The following is a 19,852-nucleotide window of genomic DNA, read 5'->3' on the forward strand; positions in this document are numbered from 1 at the left end:
GCCGCCAAGAACATCCCCGGGTTTCCGCTGGTCCAACCAGTCGGTATGTTGCAAGTCCGCCGAACACACCTGTTGGGAGTGCCCCATGACGCAGCAGTCCGTTCCGCCCGCGCCGGGTATCGAAGGCCACTGCGACCCGCGGTTCGCCGCCGTGCGGGACGCGTTCGAAGCCAACTTCGCCGAGCGCGACGAACTGGGCGCGGCGGTCAGCGTCCAGGTGGGCGGTCAGACCGTGGTGGATCTGTGGGGCGGCTGGGCGGACGCCGGGCGTGAGCGGGCGTGGGAGCGGGACACCGTGGTGAACGTGTGGTCCACCACCAAGGGCGTGACGGCGCTGTGCGCGCATGTGCTGGCGGACCGGGGGCTGTTGGACTTCGACGCGCCGGTGGCCTCGTACTGGCCGGAGTTCGCGGCGGCGGGCAAGGCCGACATGCCGGTGCGCCATCTGCTCTCCCACCGGGCGGGCCTGGCCGGGCTGCGGGAGAAGCACACCGCGGCGGACCTGTACGACTGGGAGAAGACCTGCGCGCGGCTGGCCGCCACCGAGCCGTGGTGGGAGCCCGGAACGCGGTCCGGCTACCACGCCATGATGTACGGCCACTTGGTCGGCGAGGTGATCCGGCGCATCACCGGTGTCCTGCCCGGTGAGTTCCTGCGGCAGGAGATCACCGGGCCGCTGGGGATCGACTTCAGCATCGGATTGCCGGAGAAGGAGGCCGGGCGGGTGGCGGAGCTGGTGCATCCGCCCGCCGCCGCGTCCAGCGAACAGGCCGCCGTCTTCGCGCAGTTGGAGCCCGTGGCCATTGCCGCGCTGGCCAATCCGCTCATCGGGGCCGCCGAGGCCAATACTCCGGAGTGGCGGGCCGCCCAGATACCGGCCGCCAACGGCCACGGGACAGCCCGTGCGCTCGCCACCCTCTACGGCATCTACGCCCGCCGCGGCCTGGCCGGGGACCACCGGGTGCTCTCGCCCGAGGCCGTCGAGCGGGCCCGGGAGGGGCAGGGGGCCTGCCGTGACCTCATCGTGGGCGACGGTTTCCCGCATGACACCGAACTCGGGCTCGGAGTGCTGCTGAGCGGTCTCAACGGCTCGTACGGCCCCAACCCCCGTGCCTTCGGCCACGACGGCTTCGGCGGCTCCTGCGGCCACGCCGACCCCGAGGCCGAGGTCAGCCTCGGGTATGTCATGAACCGCATGGGTCCGCACATCTCCGACGATCCCCGGAAGAAGGCCCTGATCGACGCGGTGTACTCGGCAATGTGACGGCGGGGGCGACGCTGGCGTAAGAAAAAACTGTTATCGGCGGTCGTGTGGCTCCGTCTCCTGGGCATCCCTTGTCATCCCCGTTCAGGAGCGAGCCACATGCCGCACACCCACGCGCACACGCACGCGCACAGCAACAAGCACCGCCTCAGCCGCAGAGGCCTGTTCACCCTCGGCGGTGGCCTCGCGGCGGCCGGGGCGCTCGGCGGTGGGATCGCCGCGTTCGCCGGGGGTGGCGCCGAGGCCGCCCCGACGGCCTTCACCCACCCCGGCGCGCTGCACAACGCCGGTGACCTGCACCGCGCCAAGGTGCGGGTGGCGGCGGGCGACGACCCGTGGCTGGCGGGCTGGAAGAGACTCACCGCCAACCGCCACTCCGCGAGCACCTGGGCGCCGAGGCCCCAGGCCACCGTCATTCGCGGTGGCACCGGCCAGAACTACCCCACCCTGTACCACGACGTCCACGCCGCCTATCAGAACGCCCTGCGCTGGAAGATCGGCGGCACCAGGGAGCACGGCGACACCGCCGTCGCGATCCTCAACGCCTGGTCGGCCACGCTCAAGGAGATCACCGGCAACGCCGACCGCTTCCTGGCCGCCGGTCTCTACGGCTACCAGTTCGCGAACGCCGCCGAGCTGATGCGCGGCTACGAGGGCTTCGACCTCGCCCGCTTCCAGACGATGCTGAAGCGCGTCTTCCAGCCGCTCAACGAGGACTTCCTCACCCGCCACAACGACGCCTGTATCACCAACTACTGGGCCAACTGGGACCTCTGCAACACCGCCTCGCTCCTGGCGATCGGCATCCTCCGCGACGACGCCACGGCGTTCGACCGCGCCGTGACGTACATGAAGTCCGGCGAGGGCAACGGCTCCATCCCGCACGCCATCCCCTTCGTCCACGAGAGCCAGGGCCTCGCGCAGTGGCAGGAGAGCGGCCGCGACCAGGGCCACACCATGATGGGCATGGGCCTGATGGGCGCGATCTGTGAGATGGCCTGGAACCAGGGCATCGACCTGTACGGCTACGACGACAACCGGTTCATGAAGGCCGCCCAGTACGTCGCCACGTACAACCTCGGACGGGACGTGCCGTTCACCACCTACACCTGGGGCACCGGCCAGAACTGCGCGCAGCGGTCGCAGACGGTGATCTCCGACGCGGGACGCGGGCAGATTCGCCCGGTCTGGGGCATCTTGCGCTACCACTACGCACGGCGCCGGGGGCTCTCCGTCCCCGCCATCACGGCGATGGCTGAGAAGGTGGGCGCCGAGGGCGGTGGCGGCGACTACGGGCCGAACAGCGGAGGGTTCGACCAGCTCGGCTTCGGGACGCTCCTCTACGCGAAGTGAACCCCGGGCGGGAAGGGACAGCGGAAGGGCAGGTTTTGGACGGGCGCAGTGTGGACGGACGGCAGTGGCGCTCCACCATCGCGGCGGCGCAGACCGGGGACCGGCGCGCCCTCGACGAGCTGGTCGAGGGCTGGTTGCCGCTCGTCTACAACATCGTCGGGCGGGCCCTGAACGGCCACGCGGACGTGGACGACGTGGTGCAGGAAACCATGCTGCGCGCCGTCCACGGCCTGGGCTCGCTGCGCGATCCGGACGGCTTCCGGTCCTGGCTGGTCGCCATCGCCATGCGCCAGATACGCGAGCGGGCGCGGCAGCGGACCGCCGACGCGCTGCCGGACGACACCCGTGGCGCCCCGGATTTCGCCGAACTGACCGTATTGCGACTCCAGTTGGAGGGTCAGCGGCGGGAGGTCGCGGAGGCGGTGCGCTGGCTCGCCGACGAGGACCGGGAACTGCTGTCGCTGTGGTGGCTGGAGGTCGCGGGCGACCTCACCCGGCGTGAGCTGGCGGCGGCCGTCGGCATCAGCCGACAGCACGCCGCCGTCCGCGTCCAGCGGATGAAAACGCGCCTGGAGACCGCGCGGGGCATCGTCCGGGCGCTCGACGCCGCATGCCCGGAGCTGCGCGAGGTGACCGACGGCTGGGACGGGCGGCCCGATTCGGTGTGGCGCAAGCGGCTGGCGCGGCACATCCGGGGGTGTGCGCGCTGCGCGGGAGGGCGCGAGGACGCCGTACCCGCCGAGCGGCTGCTCGTCGGCATCGCGCTGGTGCCGCTGCCGGTCGGCTTCACGCTCGCGACCGTGCTGGGAGGCAAGACAGCGGCGGCGGCAACGACGGCCGCCGCTCCGGCGGGCTGGTCGGCCAAGGTCCTCGGCGCGCTGGCCAAGCCCGCGGTGGCGGTGACCGCCGGGGCGACCATCGCCGCGGGCGGCGCGTACGTCGTGACGCAAGCGCCGGACGAGCCCCCGCCGCGCGCCGCACCGCCCACCGCCGCGAGCACGTCGCGCCCGCCATCGTCCGCGCCCCCGCCCTCCCCGAAACCGAAAACGACACCGAAAACGACACCGACGCCGACACAGACGCGCTCCCCCAAGCAGCTGTACGGCACCGTCGTGGACACCGCCGACCGTGCCCCCGCCGCCACCGCCCGCCCCACGACGCTGCCACGGCGCGCCGACGGCACGGTGACACTGACCGGCGCGCCGCCGACCGGGCTGACCCACCGGGGCGAGCAGGTGACGTTCACCGGGCGCGGCTACTTCCGGGTGCGCTGGCAGGTGCTGCCCGGACAGCGCCCGGGCTCTCTCGCCATGGCGACGTGGACCGGTCTGCGCGGCAAACTGTTCCACGTGGCCTCGGGCGGCGGACGGCGCCTGGACGACGTACAGCCGGGTTCGACGGACGGTACGACGTGGATGGGCGGCCCCGCCACCGGCTCCACCGTGCTGCCCGCCGGGACCCAGCAGATGTGGCAGAACGAGTACTTCTGGCTGGACGGCAGCGTCACGCTCCACCAGAACGAACGAGGCGCGGACTACAACCTCTTCGCCCAGCCGTCCCGTTGGGACCAGGTCACCGAGGACGTGGCCACCGCGCCCGACGCGGGCGCGGGCATCGTCCGGTACGGGCTGGTCCGCGACACGGGCGGGGACACGGCGCCGGTGCCGCAGTATCTGACGCGCGCGCGGCCCACCGATCCCGAGTCCGTACCGCAGCGGTCCCGGGTCACTCCCCCGCCCCGCTGACGCTTGCCACACTCTCGTCCCAGCCATTGACGTGTTCTGACCGGCGGTCTACTTTCGCGTCGACTTCCCGAACGTCGGTCGATATACCGAACGTTGCGTGATCCCTCCCAGAAACGAGGCATCCATGGCATCCGCACCCGCCAGACGAGCCGTCCTCCGTGCGGCGGCCCTCGTCGCCACGGCCCCGGCACTGACCTCGCTCGCCACCGGCCGTGCGACCGCCGCCCCCACCAACGCGCCCACCACCCGGGCCCCGGCCGCCTGGACACTGCAGCCGTTCAGCCCCGAGGACGTGGCACTCCGCGAGGGTGTCTTCAGCGCCAAGCGCCAGCTGATGCTGGACTACGGCCGCGGATACGACGTGGACCGACTGCTCCAGGTCTTCCGGGCCAATGCCGGGCTCTCCACCCGTGGCGCGGTCGCCCCCGGCGGCTGGGAGGGGCTGGACGGCGAGGCGGGCGGCAACCTCCGCGGCCACTTCACCGGCCACTTCCTCACCATGCTCTCCCAGGCATACACCGGCACCGGCGAGACGGTGTACGCGGACAAGATCCGCCATATGGTCGGGGCCCTGGACGAGGTCCGCGAGGCGCTGCGGCGCGATCCGGCGGTGCTCAGCGTCCCGGGCAGGTTCGGCACCGCCGCGGAGAACGTCCGCGGGTCGTACCAGTACGTCGACCTGCCGGACACCGTGCTCGGCGGAGGCGCCACGGCGGTCACCCTCGCGGCCTGGGTGAAGCCCACCCACCCCACCGCCTGGGCCCGGATCCTCGACTTCGGCGACGACACCACCCGCTACCTCTACCTCGCCGCCCGCAACGCACAGGGCAACCCCCGCTTCGCCATCACCACCTCGGGCGCGGGTGGCGAACAGAGCCTCGACGGCACGGCGCCACTGCCCGTGGACACCTGGAGCCATGTGGCGGTAACGATCGCGGACGGCACCGGAATCCTCTACGTCAACGGCGCGGCGGTCGCGAAGAACACCGCGATGACCCTCACCCCGGCAGCGCTCGGCACCCTGCGCGACCACTGGCTCGGCCGGTCCCACTACCCCGCCGACCCGGTGTTCGCGGGCGCCTTCGACGACGTCAACCTCTGGTCGCGGGCCCTGACCGCCGCCCAGATCGCCGAGCTTCACAAGAGCCCGGCGGCCGAGTCGTCGGCCGGGGCCGGAAACCTGGCCGCGTACGCCTTCGCCGAGACCACCGGCGGCACCTTCGCCGACTCCTCGGGCCGCGACCAGCACGCCACCCTGCGCCGCACCTGGGGCGGGCCGAGCCACCCCGGGTTCCTCGCGGCGTATCCGGAGACGCAGTTCATCACCCTGGAGTCGATGACCAGCGGCGACTACACCGTGGTCTGGGCGCCGTACTACACCGCCCACAAGATCCTGCGCGGGCTGCTCGACGCCCATCTCAGCACGGGCGACGCACGGGCCCTGGACCTCGCCGAGGGCATGTGCGACTGGATGTACTCCCGGCTGTCCAAGCTGCCCGCGAGCACGCTGCAGCGGATGTGGGGCATCTTCTCCAGCGGCGAGTTCGGCGGCATCGCCGAGGCGATCTGCGATCTGTACGCGATCAGCGGCAAAACCCAACACCTCGCGCTGGCCCGCCTGTTCGACCTCGACAAGCTCATCGACGCCTGCGCCGCCGGAAACGACACCCTGGACGGGCTGCACGCCAACCAGCACATCCCGATCTTCACCGGTCTGGTCCGGCTGTACGACGAGACGAAGGAGGAGCGCTACCTCACCGCCGCGAAGAACTTCTGGAGCATGGTCGTCCCGGCCCGGATGTACGGGATCGGCGGCACCAGCAACCGGGAGTTCTGGGGCGCCCGCGGCGCCATCGCCAAAACCCTCAGCGACACCACGGCCGAGACCTGCTGCGCCTACAACATGCTCAAGCTGAGCAGAATGCTGTTCTTCCACGAGCAGGACCCGGCGTACATGGACTACTACGAGCGCGCCCTCTACAACCAGGTCCTCGGCTCCAAGCAGGACAAGGCCGACGCGGAGAAGCCACTCGTCACGTACTTCATCGGCCTGGTGCCGGGGCATGTGCGCGACTACACCCCCAAGGCGGGCACGACCTGCTGCGAGGGCACCGGCATGGAGAGCGCCACCAAGTACCAGGACTCGGTCTATTTCAAGAAGGCCGACGGCACCGCCCTGTACGTCAACCTGTACAGCCCGACCACGCTCACCTGGGCCGAGAAGGGCATCACCGTCACCCAGTCCACCGGGTATCCCACCGAGCAGGGTTCCACCCTCACCATCCGGGGCCGCACCGCCGCCTTCGATCTGCGCCTGCGGGTGCCCGCGTGGGCGACGAGCGGCTTCCGGGTGACGGTCAACGGCAAGACCGTCAACAGGACGTGGGCCCCGGGCAGTTACGCCTCGGTGTCGCGCACCTGGCGCGATGGGGACACCGTCCGGGTGCTCATCCCGTTCCGACTGCGGGTGGAGAAGGCGCTCGACGACCCGTCCGTACAGACCCTGTTCTACGGTCCGGTCAACCTGGTGGCGCGCGACGCCCGCACATCGTTCCTCAACCTCGGCCTCTACCGCGACGCCGCCCTCTCCGGCGATCTGCTGCCCACGCTCACCCCCGTACCGGGCAAGCCGCTCCACTTCACCCTGGACGGGGTCGAGTTCGCCCCGTTCTCCGAGGGCACCGAGGAACCGACGCACGCGTACTTCCGCCGGTCCGAGCCGACGGTGGTCTTCGGCGGCACCGACTCCGGCATCGCCAACCCGGTGCGGGACGACGGCACCACGCTCCTCGACGCGATCTGGGCCGCCGCCCCGTACCGGAACAAGAGCGCGCTGGTCAAGCACGTCCGGTCCACCGTGGACTCCTGGGTGGCCGCGGGGCTGCTCGGCGCGGCGGACGGCCGGGGAGTGGTCGACGCGGCGCGGAAGGCCGACTACGTATCCTGAGCGAACGCGGGCGAGCAGAAGCGGAAGTGACGGGTGCTCGGCGCAAGTCCGGCGTCCGCGCGCCCTGCCTGAAGGCGGCCGTCCACGGCTATGGTGAGCGGGGTTCCAGGGGCGCGGGCCCCGGCGGGGGAAGCGCGTCGGCGCTGGTGAGGGAGGGCTGCTGTGGACGGCGGCACGGTGGGTCTGAAGATCGCGTCGGCAGTGGTCGTGCCGGTGGTCAAACGACTGCTGCTGCCGCCCGCGAGCGCGCCCGCGGCCGAATTCGGCGAGCGTCCGATTCCGGTGCGCCGGCTGGTGTCGTTCGGCCGGGAGCACCGCACCCTGACCGAGGACGATCTGCACAAGCTCGCCCGGGAGCTGGTCCGCCGCGCCGTGCGGGCCGCGGGCCCCCACGATCCGCCGATCGGCGCCGACGAGCACGACTCCGTCGGCCAGGCGCTGACCCGCACCCTGCACGCGCTCGGCGATCTCGACATGGACGACGTCCACGCCTTCGCGCTCGGCCCCGAGCGGCTGGCCGCGGAGCTGTCCAGGAGCGCGGGCCCCGACACCCGGCGGCTGCTCAGCGACGACGCCGCCCGCTTCCACGACCGCCTCCTGGAGACGGCGTGCGTCCACCTCATGCGCTTCTTCAGCCAGCGGCCCGGTTTCGCGGCCCGTGCCCAGATCGAGCAGAGCCGCGAGATCCGGGAGCAGAGCGAGAAATTGGACAGGATCCTGCGGCGACTGCCCGACATCAGCCGCCAGGACGCGGAGTTCGAGGAGGAGTACGGGCGCTACGTCGTCGAGTGCCACGGCAGGCTCACGATCTACGGTGTCGATCTGCGCGAACCGGACGGCCAGGACTGGCCGCTGGAGACCGCGTATCTGAGCCTGGAGGCCAGGCCGTACCGAGAGGGGACCGATCCGCTTACGGTGGTGAACAGCGAGCCGGGCACCGACCGGGACGCGGAGGCCGAGCGGGCCGCGGGCCCGGCCGAGACGGTCTTCGCCCGCCATGAGCGGGTGCTGCTGCGCGGGGTCGCGGGCACCGGCAAGACGACCCTGGTGCAGTGGCTGGCGCTCGCGACGGCGCAGCAGGAGCGGCTGCCGGGCGGGCTGACGCAGCTGTTCGGGCGCGTCCCCTTCGTCCTGCCGCTGCGCACCCTGGCCCGCAAGAACGCCGAGCTGCCGATGCCCGAGGACTTCCTGCGCTGGATCGGCTGTCCGCTGGTGGGCACGGAGCCGGACGGGTGGGCGGCGCGGGTGCTGCAGCACGGGCGCGGTGTGCTCCTGGTCGACGGGGCCGACGAGATCCCGAAGGAAGACCGGACCCGCACTCGGGCCTGGCTCAAGAAGCTGCTCGCCGTCTTCCCCGGCAATCTGTGGCTGCTCACCACCCGCCCCTCGGCCCTGGAGCGGGGCTGGCTGGCGCGCGAGGGCTTCCAGGAGTTCGCGCTCGCGGCGATGCGGCCCGCCGACATGAAGCAGTTCATCCGGCGCTGGCACACGGCGGCCGGGGCGTCGGAGGAGATGGGCGAGTCGCTGACGCTGTCGCTGCGCAGCAGCCCCGAGCTGAGCCGTCTGGCGACCAATCCGCTGATGTGCGGCCTGATCTGCGCCCTGCACCGGGAGCGCCGCGGCTTCCTGCCGCAGGGCCGCGCCGCCCTGTACGAGGCGGCGCTGTCGATGCTGCTGGAGCGGCGCGACCTGGAGCGCGAGGTGTACGGGCGCAGCCGCCCGGCGCTGGACCAGAAGTCGGCGACGGAGCCGCTGCAGAAGCTGGCGTACTGGCTGATCCGCAACGAGCGCACCCAGCTGGACCGTCCGGACGCGGTGGACGTGGTGCGCCGTCTGCAGCCCTCCGTACCACGGCTCGCGGAGGTCGGGACGGCGGAAGAGGCTCTGCAGCATCTGCTGGAACGTTCCGGGCTGTTGCGGGAACCCGCCACGGGAGCAGTGAACTTCATTCACCGGACTTTTCAGGATTTCCTGGGCGCCCGGGCCGTGCTGGAAGAGCGCGACATGGGCATGCTGGTGAACAACGCGCACTTGGACCAGTGGGAGGACGTGGTGCAGATGGCCGTCGCACAGGCCCGTCACCAGGAGCGCGCCGATCTGCTGACCCGCCTTCGCGAGCGGGGCGACCGGGAGCAGGACGCCGCGGTGCGGGCGCGTCTGCGGCTCCTCGCGCTCGCCTCGCTCGAACAGGCCACCCGCCTGGAGCCGACGGTGCGCGAGGCGATCGAGGACCGGGCGGCGCGGCTCCTCCCGCCGCGCAGTCTGCGGGAGGCCAGGTCGCTGGCGCAGACGGGCCCGCTGCTGCTCGGTCTGCTGCCCGCCGCGAAGGATCTGGAGGGCGACGAGGAGCTGGCCACCGTCCACGCGATATGCCAGATCGGCGGGGACGCGGCCATCCCCCGGTTACGTGAGTTCCTGCGCACCGGCCAGCCCGCGGTGCGCGCGCAGCTCCTCGCCCACTGGGACCGGTTCGACACGACCGCGTACGCCGAGGAGATCGTACGGCCCCTCCTGGAGACCGCCCCCGAGGAGCTGGTCACGGTGCGCTCGCACGCCGAGCTGGACGCGCTGCGCACCATGTCCGGGTATCAACGGGTGGGGCTGCACGGCGACTTCGCCCCCGAGGAGATCCGCGCCACCCTCGACCCGCTCCACCTGCGCGAGCTGCGGCTGCGCAACACCCTCCAGCTGGAGGATCTCGGTCTGCTCTCCGCCTACCCCGAGCTGGAGACGCTGGCCCTCCAGGGCTGCCGGAACGTCAAGGACCCGGCGCCGCTGACCCGGCTGCCCCGGCTGCGGCGGCTGGAGCTGCGGGACCTCCCCCAGTTCGAGACGCTGCAGAAGCTGTCGGACTGCCCCCGTCTTGAGGGCCTGCTCGTCGGCCCCGAGGTGCCCTGGCGCGGCCTGTCCGACCTGCCGCGCGCCGCCGAGCTGCGGCTGCTGGCGCTGCCGTCGGCGGCGGCCCAGCTCGGGGGCATCGTGGCCTGCCGGGCCCTTGAGGAGCTGCGGCTGCAGGACGCGAGCGAGCGGCTGACGCCGGACGAGTGGGGCTCCCTCGTCGCCGAGTTGCCCAATCTGCGCAAGCTGACGCTCTCCCCGCAGCAGCTGAGCATGCTGCTGTTCGCCCCGCGCACCGAGATCCCCCAGGTCACCCACCTGGATGTCTGGGCCAGGGCGGGCGCCGCGGTTCCCCTGCGGCGAATCGCCCGGCGCCTCCCCGGGCTCGAGGAGGTCCATCTGTCGCAGGTCGCCGAACTCGACCTCGCCTCCCTGGCCGGACTGCGCAGGCTGCGCCGGGTACGGCTGGTCTACCCGGGCGAGATCCGAGGGGCGGACGCGCTCCCCGACAACGTCGAACTGGATGTCTATCCGCACCCCTGACATACCGCACCCGCGTTCGATATCAGGGGCCCGCAGGCCGCCGCCGCGTACCCGATCGCGCCTTCACCTGGTGTGACGCTCCCGCGACGGGTAAATTCTCTGTTTACAGGCGTAGTTGGTACGGATGTCAGCGGCTGATGTCTCGGGGGAGCGGTGCCGCCCGCCTCCTGAGTTGTGGCCACGGGCAGCGTTGAGCGACGGAGGCGGGACGCAGCCAGATGCGCGTATCGGAAGGGTCACCGCTCTACGGCCGTGACCCCCTGCTGCGCTCGCTCGTCCCCCGGCTCACCGGCCTGACCCTGGACGAGAGATCCCGTACGGCCCGGGAACACCAGGGCGACCTGCCCGTCGTACTGGTGACGGGATACCACGGCATCGGGCGCAGCGCCGTCCTCGCCGAGCTGGCCACCCGCTACCGGGACCGGCTGCCGCTCGCCCACCTCCGCGTCGTCGCCACCGAGACCGCCGCCTTCCCGTACGCCCCGGCCGACGGCGGCACGCCCACCGCGTCCACCCTGACCGAGATCCTGGCGGAGCTGGTGTGCGGGCTCGCCCCCGGGCTGCGCCGCCGCTTCCCCGTCCTGGTGCCGGGCCTGTTCGCCGTCTCCGGATGGCACCACGGCAACGCCGAGCAGCGGGACGCCGCGTGTCTCCGGTTCGCCCGGCTGCTGCTGGCGTGCCGCCTCACCACCGGGGACGAGAACACGTTGCGGCACGCGTGGGCCACCGCCGTCGAGGGCCGTCTGGAGGCCCGTGGTGCGGATGCCCGGGGCGCGGAATACAACGAACCGGAAGACCTGAGCCCGGACGCGGTCACCGCCGCCGTGGTGGCCGAGTATGCCGACCGGCACCAGCCCGCCGCGGCCCAGGAGTGGTACCGGCGGCGCTTCCCCCGGGGCGCGGACGGCCAGGATCCGCTCGTGCTGCTCGGGCAGTGGTTCCAGCAGGGCGGCGACTACCGGCACGCGGCCGAGCAGACCCTGATGGCCGCCTTCCTCCACGATGTGGCCGCCTCCTACGGCAGGCTCCAGCGGTGGAACCGGGAGCCGTGGCCGCTCATCCTGCTCGACGACACCCACCACCCGTCCGGGCACGGCTTCCTCGAACTGCTGCTGGAGCACCGGGCGATGCCGGAGCGCCCCGACCACGAGGAGCTGGTCGTGGTGGCCACCCGGCTCGGCGGCCTGCCGGAGGACGCGCCGGCGGCGGTCCGCCGCAACCTCCCCGACCTGGTGAAGTCCTCAGGCTGGGAGCGCAAGGGCCTCAGCCCCTCCGCCGGGCTGCTCGCCGTCCCGCTCACCCCGCTGAGCCGGGACGACATACTGCCCCTGCTGGTGCCGGACCAGCCTGCCCGGCCGCTCCACCCCTATCTGGCTTCCGCCGTCCACTCCCTCACCGGCGGGCATCCCGCGGTGACCACCGTGCTGTGCGCGGCGGTGCTGGACACCACCGCGAAGGGCGGCAGCGTAGGCCCACGGGACCTGCTCCAGCTGCGCGCCGAGGACGGGCGCCCGGTCACCGAGGCGCTCCTCGAACGGCTGCTCCCGGACCGGCGCCAGCGCGACCGGCTGACCCTCCTCTCGCTCGCCCGCGACAGCACCGCGGCCGAGGCACTGGCCGACCATCTGCGCCTCCAGGGCCCCGATCAGCTGCCCGCCAACTCCGCCACCGACTACCTCGAAGAGCAGCAGTGGCAGCAACTCACGCCACCGGACGAGCCGCTGGTCACCGACCCGCTGCTGCGGACCCTGCTGGTGCACGAGGCGCGCCGTACCTCGCGGGCGGCCGAGGACGGCCGTGGCTGGCAGGACATCCACCGCTTCCTGCGGATGCACCACGCGCAGCGCGGCGAGAGCGGTGAGGCGGACGCCCTGCGGCACACGCTCGCGTCCGGGAACGCCGAGGCCGTGGTGGCCATGCTGGCGGAGGAGTTCCAGTCGGAGCAGGACGAACACGCCGCCGCGCACTGGCTGGTGTGCCTGCGGTACGCCGCCACCGCGCCCACCCCGCCCGCCGGAGAGTGGGCCGACGAACGCATGCAGGTCGCCCTCGGCGCGCACGACGGCCGGTACGCGGGGCTGCACGAGATCGAGCGCTGCGTCAACCGGCTGCTGCACGCCCTGTGGCATGTATCCGAACCGCACGCCGAACCGGATCCCGACATGTGCAAGGCGGTCGGCGAAGAGCTGGCCTACCTCTCACCGCGGCACCCGTCCTGGCACGCCGTCCTGGGCCAGGCCGCCCGCAGCTGGCCCGGCGCGGCGCGGAAGAAGCGTCCCTTCCCCATCACCGGTCAGTGAGGAAGCATGCTGCTGCGTCTGTTCCGTCGTCATCCCCGCGAGTGGGGCCCGGTCGAATGGCTGGCCGTCGCCGGACTCGGGGCGCTGGCCGCCGTCGCGGTCACCGTCGTCGTCAGCATGGCGCGGGGCCCCGGCAAGTGCGGTGACGATCTGCGGGACATCGACGGGGACTGCGTGGGCGTCACCGCGAACGCCTTCGAGGCCGACCCCGGCGTCGAAAGCCTCATCCGGGCGGTCGCGAAGGAGAACGCGCGGGTGGAGCGGAACGCCGAGTCCCCGGCGAGCGGGCCGCAGATCCCGTATGTGCGCATCGCGCTGATGATGCCCTTCACTGCGGACGAACACAGCGCCATGACCACGGACATGATCCGCCGAGGGCTCGCCGGTGCCCTCGCCGCGCAGCGGCAGGCCAACCGTTTCGGCGGCCCGCACTACCAGCTGCTGCTCGCCCCCGACGGCCGCAACCTCGACCAGTGGGAGCCCGTCGTCGCGCGCCTCGCCGAACTGGCCAAGGACACCCGCGCGCCGCTGGTCGGCGTGACCGGCATCCCCAGCAGCACACCGGATACGCGCAGGGCGATCGCCGCGCTCAGCAAGCACAGCATCCCCACGGTCGGTCCCGTCATCACCGCGGCCACCATGAACTCCCCGTACTTCTTCAAGACCTCGGCCAACAACGACCAGTTCGCCCGCGCCCTGAAGCTCTACCTGGCCGAGAAGCCGGGCCAGCACCGGGGTTTCCTGGTCTGGGACAACCGCGCCGAGGACGTCTACTCCCAAGACCTGCGCGGCGTCTTCGAGAGACACTTCGGCGACGCGTACGGCCTGGCCCGCCACAACTCGAACTTCACCGGCACCTCCGGAACCGACAAGGGCATCCCCCAGCGGTTCACCGACGCCGTGCAGAAGATCTGCAACGAGAAGTCCGACACGGTCTTCTTCGCGGGCCGCGACCAGGATCTGCCCGCGTTCATCGAGCGTCTGGCCCAGGAGGGCGACTGCGGCCGCACCACGAAGCTGCGCATCCTCAAGGTGGGCATCGGCCTGGAGCCCACCCTCACCGCCGAGGCGCCCACCCGGCGGCTGGAGGACGCCCGGGCGACCATAGTGGACGCCTCCTGCGTCGACCCCGCGTGGTGGAACGGCAAGAACAAGCCCGAGAAGGCGCTCGGCCGCTTCCTGGACCGCTTCGACGAGCTGCGGAAGCAGCACGATCTCGGCGACAAGCCGCTCGACGACGGCTACGCGGTCATGTACCACGACGCCTTCGCCCTCCTCGCGGGCGCCGTGGACCGCACCTACACGGAAATCAACGAGAGCGGCCAGCAGGCCCCGAAGTCGCCGAGCATCCCCACGAAGGACGACGTCTACAACACCCTCATCATCCCGAGCGTCTCCGGCGACTCCTGCGACTCCTGCCTGATCGGCGCGGGCGGAACCTACGGCTTCGAGGGCCCGGGCAAGAACGACCAGTGGGCCGTCTGCAAACCCGTCCCCGTGGTCGAGCACCCACCCGCCGCCCGCACCGGCGGACAGACCACCCTCTACCGCACCTACCGCACCGGCCCCGGGAACGCCTGCCCCTCCTGATCCGGGCGGGCTAGACGCAGGAGGGGCACAGGCCGCGGTAGGTGACCTCGGCCCCGGACACCGTGAAGCCGAACCGCTCCTCCGCCGGGAGGGCGGTCAGCGGGTCGCCGGTGGGGTGGACGTCGCGGATGGTGCCGCAGCTGGAGCACACCAGGTGCTGGTGCGGCTGGTGGGCGTTGGGGTCGTAGCGCTTGGCCCGCCCGTCGGTGGAGACCTCCATGACCTCGCGGAGGGAGACCAGTTCGCCCAGGGTGTTGTAAACGGTCGCCCGGGAGATCTCGGGCAGCCGCTCCGCCGCGCGGGCGTGCACCTCGTCGGCGGTGAGGTGCACATGGTCCCCGTCGAGGACCTCCGCGACGACACGTCGCTGGGAAGTCATCCGCCAGCCACGTCCTCGCAGTCGCCGCAGCAGGTCACTCATACAGGCTCACCTATTCACGTTCGGTGGGATGTCCCGATCTTACCCATGGGTGCCCGGGACTCTGATGGGATCTGGGTTTGGCGTGCTTATTGACTTAGACCCTGTCCATCGTAGGATCGGTTCCGGCGATAGCCAAGGGACAGGAAGACTCCAATTCGGCAGGAGACGGAGGCGTGGGGCCCGGCCCCGACTGTTCCACCGCCCGCAGTTCCTGGGCACCTGATCCGCCTGGTCCGGAAGGATTCCCATGTCTGAGAACCATGAAGCAATCGTCACCGACTCAAAGACGGAGGGTGAGGGCGGTGGCTGCCCGGTCGCGCACGGGCGGGCCCCGCATCCGACCCAGGGCGGCGGAAACCGCCAGTGGTGGCCGGAGCGGCTCAATCTGAAGATCCTTGCCAAGAACCCTGCCGTGGCCGACCCCCTCGACGAGGGCTTCGACTACGCCGAGGCGTTCCAGGGCCTCGACCTCGCCGCGGTCAAGCAGGACATCGCCGAGGTGCTGACCACTTCGCAGGACTGGTGGCCGGCCGACTTCGGCCACTACGGCCCGTTCATGATCCGTATGGCCTGGCACAGCGCGGGCACCTACCGGATCAGCGACGGCCGCGGCGGTGCCGGTGCGGGCCAGCAGCGCTTCGCCCCCCTGAACAGCTGGCCGGACAACGGGAACCTCGACAAGGCCCGCCGTCTGCTGTGGCCGGTCAAGAAGAAGTACGGCCAGAGCATCTCGTGGGCCGACCTCCTGATCCTCACCGGCAATGTCGCCCTGGAGTCGATGGGCTTCGAGACCTTCGGCTTCGCCGGTGGCCGTCCGGACGTCTGGGAGGCCGACGAGGACGTCTACTGGGGCCCCGAGACCACCTGGCTCGGCGACGAGCGCTACACCGGTGACCGTGAGCTGGAGAACCCGCTCGGCGCGGTCCAGATGGGCCTGATCTACGTCAACCCGGAGGGCCCCAACGGCAACCCGGACCCGCTGGCCGCGGCCCGCGACATCCGTGAGACGTTCCGCCGGATGGCGATGAACGACGAGGAGACGGTCGCCCTGATCGCGGGCGGTCACACCTTCGGCAAGACCCACGGCGCGGGCCCGGCGGAGAGCGTCGGCGCCGACCCCGAGGCCGCGACGATCGAGGAGCAGGGCCTCGGCTGGAAGAACTCCTTCCGCACCGGCAAGGGCCCGGACGCGATCACCTCCGGTCTCGAGGTCATCTGGACCACGACCCCGACCGAGTGGAGCAACGGGTTCTTCAAGAACCTCTTCGAGTACGAGTACGAGCTGACCCAGAGCCCGGCCGGGGCCAACCAGTGGGTGGCCAAGGACGCCCCGGAGATCGTCCCGGACGCGTACGACTCGTCGAAGAAGCACCGCCCGCAGATGCTCACCACGGACCTGTCGCTGCGGTTCGACCCGATCTACGAGCCGATCTCCCGCCGCTTCTACGAGAACCCGCAGGAGTTCGCGGACGCCTTCGCGCGCGCCTGGTACAAGCTGACCCACCGTGACCTGGGCCCGAAGTCGCTCTACCTCGGCCCGGAGGTCCCGGAGGAGACCCTGCTGTGGCAGGACCCGCTGCCGGAGGCGGAGGGCGAGACCATCGGCGCCGAGGACATCGCGGCCCTCAAGGCCAAGCTCCTCGACTCGGGCCTGACCGTCTCTCAGCTGGTCAGCACCGCGTGGGCGTCGGCCTCGACCTTCCGCGGCGGCGACAAGCGCGGCGGCGCCAACGGCGCGCGCATCCGCCTGGAGCCGCAGCGCGGGTGGGAGGTCAACAACCCCGACCAGCTCGCGACGGTCCTGCGCACCCTCGAAGGCATCCAGCGGGAGTTCAACTCCGGTGCCAAGAAGGTGTCGCTGGCCGACCTGATCGTGCTCGGCGGCTCCGCCGCCGTGGAGAAGGCGGCCAAGGACGCGGGCCACTCCATCGAGGTGCCCTTCACCCCGGGCCGGGTCGACGCGACCGAGGAGCACACCGACGCCGAGTCGTTCGCGGCGCTGGAGCCGAAGGCCGACGGGTTCCGCAACTACGTCGGCAAGGGCAACCGGCTTCCGGCCGAGTACCTGCTCGTCGACCGGGCGAACCTGCTGACCCTGAGCACCCCGGAGATGACGGTCCTCGTCGGTGGCCTCCGCGTCCTGGGCGCCAACCACGCCCAGTCCTCGCACGGCGTCCTCACCGAGAAGCCGGGCACGCTGACCAACGACTTCTTCGTCAACCTGCTCGAACTGGGCCTGGAGTGGAAGTCTACGTCCGAGGCCCAGGACACGTTCGAGGGCCGCGACGCCGCGGGCAAGGTCAAGTGGACGGGCACCCGCGCCGACCTCGTCTTCGGCTCGAACTCCGAGCTGCGCGCGGTCGCGGAGGTCTACGCGAGCGATGACGCCAAGGAGAAGTTCGTGAAGGACTTCGTGGCGGCGTGGTCCAAGGTGATGGACCTCGACCGGTACGACCTCGTCTGATCGATCTCCTGATCAGTCCTGCTCAATAACGTCCAGGCCGACCCGCACGGGTCGGCCTGGACGCTTTTCACGGCATGTTGTACGGGGTGACCACCTGGATCGCCGAGGGCAGCGCGGGCCCTTCGTCGGGCAGCGCCTGGTGGGCGCGCATGATGGTCTGGCAGGCGCGGCGCATGTCCTGGCGCAGGTCGTGGTGGAGGACCGCGGAGAGGCGGCGTTCGCGCAGCAGCCGGGTGTTGTCGTGGTCCAGGTCGTGGGCGATGAACACCGCGCACTCCCGTCCGAGGGTGTCGAAGGCGTCGAGGGTCGCGGCGTTGCCGCCGCCGATGGAGTAGACGCCGAGGATGTCGCCGTCGCGCTCCAGCGCCGCCAGGACGAGGTCCCGCTGAGTGGCGTCGAGTCCGTCGCTGTCGGTGACCTCCACCAGGGACCGGCCGGGGTGGGCGTTCCGCATGGCGCCGCGGAAGCCCATCTCGCGCTCCTCCTCGCCACGGAAGGAGCCCCGGCTGATGGTGACGAGCACATGGCCGGGGCGGTCGCCGAGCCACTGCCCGGTGAGGTAGGCGGCGGTGGCCCCGGCGGCACGGTTGTCGATGCCGACGTACGCCCTGCGCGCGCTGCCGGGCAGGTCGGTCACCAGGGTGACGACGGGGATGCCCGCTTCGGTCAGCCGCCCGACGGCGGCGCCGATCTCCGGCAGGTCCGGCGCCTTGAGGAGCACGCCCCGTGAACCCCGCTTGGCGATCTTGTCCAGGGCGGCGATCAGCTCCGAGGAGGGGCCGGTCTCCCGGAAGTGGAAGCGTGAGCGCACCACGGCGGGGTGGAGGGACGGCAGTTCGGCTTCGAGCGCGTCGCGTACGGCGGTGGAGAACCGGTCCGGCGCCTGCATCACGATGTCGATCATGAAGGTACGTCCGCCGATGCGGACCTGGGTCCGCTGGCGGTCCAGGTCCTTGACCGCCTGGCGCACCTCCATGACGGTGCTCTCCCGTACGCCGCCCCGGTTGTTGAGGACCCGGTCGACGGTGGCCTCGCTCAACCCGGCCTGCCGGGCGATCTCCTTGATCGTGTAGGGGTGCCGCATGGGGATGTCCTCGATGCCGATGATGGGTTTTTGATGGGTCGCTGCGGATTGATTGATGGATGGAGGTTCATAAGACTGGCAGAAAGGCAGGCACGGCGAAAGGACCCGGATGTCCCCCACCGACGCGATGACACGGACGTGGCTGACCGAGGACGACTGCGCTCTCGACGCGTTCCGCACGCTGGTCGAGCAGGGCACCGACCCGCGTGATCACCCCTCGGCCGACCGGATCGAGCGCGGCGTCCCGCTGTACGACAGCGACCGGATCCGCGACCTCGCGGCCACCCGGGACGGGCTCCGGGCGATCCAGGAGGAGCTGGTGCGGGCCCTGCTGGACGGGCCCGGCGTGGTGGTGCTGCGGCGCGCGTATCCGGACCCGGCCGTCGTGGACGGCGCGTCCGCCGCGTTCCACGCGCTGATCGAGAAGGAGCGCGCGGGAGGCGGCGCACGCGGTGACCACTTCGCCAAGCCGGGCGCCAACGACCGGGTGTGGAACGCCCTGGAGAAGATGGCCACGCACGCGCCGGAGGCGTTCGCGGACTACTACGCCAACGACATGCTGGCGCTGGTCTCCGAGGCGTGGCTGGGCCCGGCGTACCAGGTCACCTCGCAGGTCAACGTGGTCAACCCCGGTGGCGCCGCGCAGAGTGTGCACCGCGACTACCACCTGGGATTCCTCCCTCAGGCGCGGGCGGCCGCGTACCCGGCGCACGTCCACCGGCTGTCGCCCGTCCTGACCCTGCAGGGCGCGGTGGCGCACTGCGACATGCCGGTGGAGTCGGGGCCGACGCTGTTCCTGCCGCATTCGCAGAAGTACGAGCCCGGCTATCTGGCCTGGCGGCTGCCGGAGTTCATCGACTACTTCGAGGGCCACCACGTCCAGCTCCCGCTGGAGAAGGGCGACGCGGTGTTCTTCAACCCCGCGCTCTTCCACGCCGCCGGGCACAACCGCTCGGCCGACATCAGGCGCATGGCCAATCTGCTCCAGATCTCCTCCGCCTTCGGCCGCGCGATGGAGAGCGTGGACCGCCGGGCGATGGCGAACGCGCTCTTCCCGGTGCTGCTGCGCCGTACGGCCGAGGGCGTCTCCGAGGAGTGGCTGCACCGGGTGGTCGCCGCCACGGCCGAGGGCTACGCCTTCCCCACCAACCTGGACCTCGATCCGCCGGTCGGCGGGCTCGCCCCGCCCTCCCAGGCGGACACCCTGCGGCAGGCCGTGGCCGAGGGCTGGACACCGGAGCGACTGCGACAGGAATTGGACGCGGGCGCCGAGCGCCGTCAGAGCTGAAGGAGGCACAGCACC

The 19,852-nt window shown here is 71.4% G+C and carries 11 protein-coding genes; 9 read left to right on the top strand and 2 right to left on the bottom strand.

Going from position 1 to position 19,852, the window contains the following annotated elements; translation table 11 throughout:
• Positions 1-85: 85 nt before the first annotated feature.
• The 7 genes from ACWC5C_RS39425 to ACWC5C_RS39455 all read left to right on the top strand — a co-directional run bounded on the left by ACWC5C_RS39425 (position 86) and on the right by ACWC5C_RS39455 (position 14,580).
• Positions 86-1,264 carry a serine hydrolase domain-containing protein gene (locus ACWC5C_RS39425; protein ID WP_450883733.1) on the top strand — a complete coding sequence of 393 codons (1,179 nt, stop codon included), beginning with the start codon at positions 86-88 and terminating at the stop codon, positions 1,262-1,264.
• Between the two features lie 99 nt (positions 1,265-1,363).
• Positions 1,364-2,617 carry an alginate lyase family protein gene (locus tag ACWC5C_RS39430; RefSeq protein WP_450883735.1) on the top strand — a complete coding sequence of 418 codons (1,254 nt, stop codon included), beginning with the start codon at positions 1,364-1,366 and terminating at the stop codon, positions 2,615-2,617.
• Between the two features lie 35 nt (positions 2,618-2,652).
• Complete coding sequence (locus ACWC5C_RS39435) at positions 2,653-4,362, top strand: sigma-70 family RNA polymerase sigma factor (RefSeq protein ID WP_450883737.1); 1,710 nt, start codon at positions 2,653-2,655, stop codon at positions 4,360-4,362.
• A gap of 124 nt (positions 4,363-4,486) precedes the next feature.
• Positions 4,487-7,309, top strand: coding sequence for a beta-L-arabinofuranosidase domain-containing protein (locus ACWC5C_RS39440; RefSeq protein ID WP_450883739.1), 2,823 nt, complete (start codon positions 4,487-4,489; stop codon positions 7,307-7,309).
• A 162-nt stretch (positions 7,310-7,471) separates the two neighbouring features.
• A complete protein-coding gene (locus ACWC5C_RS39445) occupies positions 7,472-10,690 on the top strand; it encodes an NACHT domain-containing protein (RefSeq protein ID WP_450883741.1) in 3,219 nt (1,072 codons plus the stop codon).
• Between the two features lie 218 nt (positions 10,691-10,908).
• The gene (locus ACWC5C_RS39450) at positions 10,909-12,990 is read left to right on the top strand and encodes an ATP-binding protein (protein ID WP_450883743.1); all 2,082 of its coding nucleotides are present in this window, start codon (positions 10,909-10,911) and stop codon (positions 12,988-12,990) included.
• 6 nt (positions 12,991-12,996) lie between these two features.
• Complete coding sequence (locus tag ACWC5C_RS39455) at positions 12,997-14,580, top strand: ABC transporter substrate-binding protein (protein ID WP_450883745.1); 1,584 nt, start codon at positions 12,997-12,999, stop codon at positions 14,578-14,580.
• 10 nt (positions 14,581-14,590) lie between these two features.
• Here ACWC5C_RS39455 and ACWC5C_RS39460 read toward each other — a convergent pair whose 3' ends face one another.
• Positions 14,591-15,001, bottom strand: a complete 411-nt coding sequence (locus tag ACWC5C_RS39460) for a Fur family transcriptional regulator (protein ID WP_385438112.1) — start codon at positions 14,999-15,001, stop codon at positions 14,591-14,593.
• A gap of 247 nt (positions 15,002-15,248) precedes the next feature.
• Here ACWC5C_RS39460 and katG point away from each other — a divergent pair, with 247 nt between their 5' ends.
• Positions 15,249-17,465 (top strand): catalase/peroxidase HPI, encoded by a 2,217-nt coding sequence (katG, locus tag ACWC5C_RS39465; RefSeq protein WP_450883747.1) that lies wholly within the window; start codon positions 15,249-15,251, stop codon positions 17,463-17,465.
• A 67-nt stretch (positions 17,466-17,532) separates the two neighbouring features.
• On the opposite strand, the gene ACWC5C_RS39470 is transcribed toward katG, so the two are convergent.
• The gene (locus tag ACWC5C_RS39470) at positions 17,533-18,549 is read right to left on the bottom strand and encodes a LacI family DNA-binding transcriptional regulator (RefSeq protein ID WP_450883749.1); all 1,017 of its coding nucleotides are present in this window, start codon (positions 18,547-18,549) and stop codon (positions 17,533-17,535) included.
• Between the two features lie 109 nt (positions 18,550-18,658).
• Here ACWC5C_RS39470 and ACWC5C_RS39475 point away from each other — a divergent pair, with 109 nt between their 5' ends.
• A complete protein-coding gene (locus tag ACWC5C_RS39475; RefSeq protein ID WP_450883751.1) occupies positions 18,659-19,837 on the top strand; it encodes a phytanoyl-CoA dioxygenase family protein in 1,179 nt (392 codons plus the stop codon).
• The last annotated feature ends 15 nt before the right edge of the window (positions 19,838-19,852 follow it).

Source organism: Streptomyces sp. NPDC001700, assembly GCF_053596435.1.

Coding starts and splice junctions, on each gene's coding strand:
- ACWC5C_RS39425 (WP_450883733.1), top strand. CDS start 86: ATGACGCAGCAGTCCGTTCCGCCCGCGCCGGGTATCGAAGGCCACTGC.
- ACWC5C_RS39430 (WP_450883735.1), top strand. CDS start 1,364: ATGCCGCACACCCACGCGCACACGCACGCGCACAGCAACAAGCACCGC.
- ACWC5C_RS39440 (WP_450883739.1), top strand. CDS start 4,487: ATGGCATCCGCACCCGCCAGACGAGCCGTCCTCCGTGCGGCGGCCCTC.
- ACWC5C_RS39450 (WP_450883743.1), top strand. CDS start 10,909: ATGCGCGTATCGGAAGGGTCACCGCTCTACGGCCGTGACCCCCTGCTG.
- ACWC5C_RS39455 (WP_450883745.1), top strand. CDS start 12,997: ATGCTGCTGCGTCTGTTCCGTCGTCATCCCCGCGAGTGGGGCCCGGTC.
- ACWC5C_RS39460 (WP_385438112.1), bottom strand. CDS start 15,001: ATGAGTGACCTGCTGCGGCGACTGCGAGGACGTGGCTGGCGGATGACT.
- katG (WP_450883747.1), top strand. CDS start 15,249: ATGTCTGAGAACCATGAAGCAATCGTCACCGACTCAAAGACGGAGGGT.
- ACWC5C_RS39470 (WP_450883749.1), bottom strand. CDS start 18,549: ATGCGGCACCCCTACACGATCAAGGAGATCGCCCGGCAGGCCGGGTTG.
- ACWC5C_RS39475 (WP_450883751.1), top strand. CDS start 18,659: ATGTCCCCCACCGACGCGATGACACGGACGTGGCTGACCGAGGACGAC.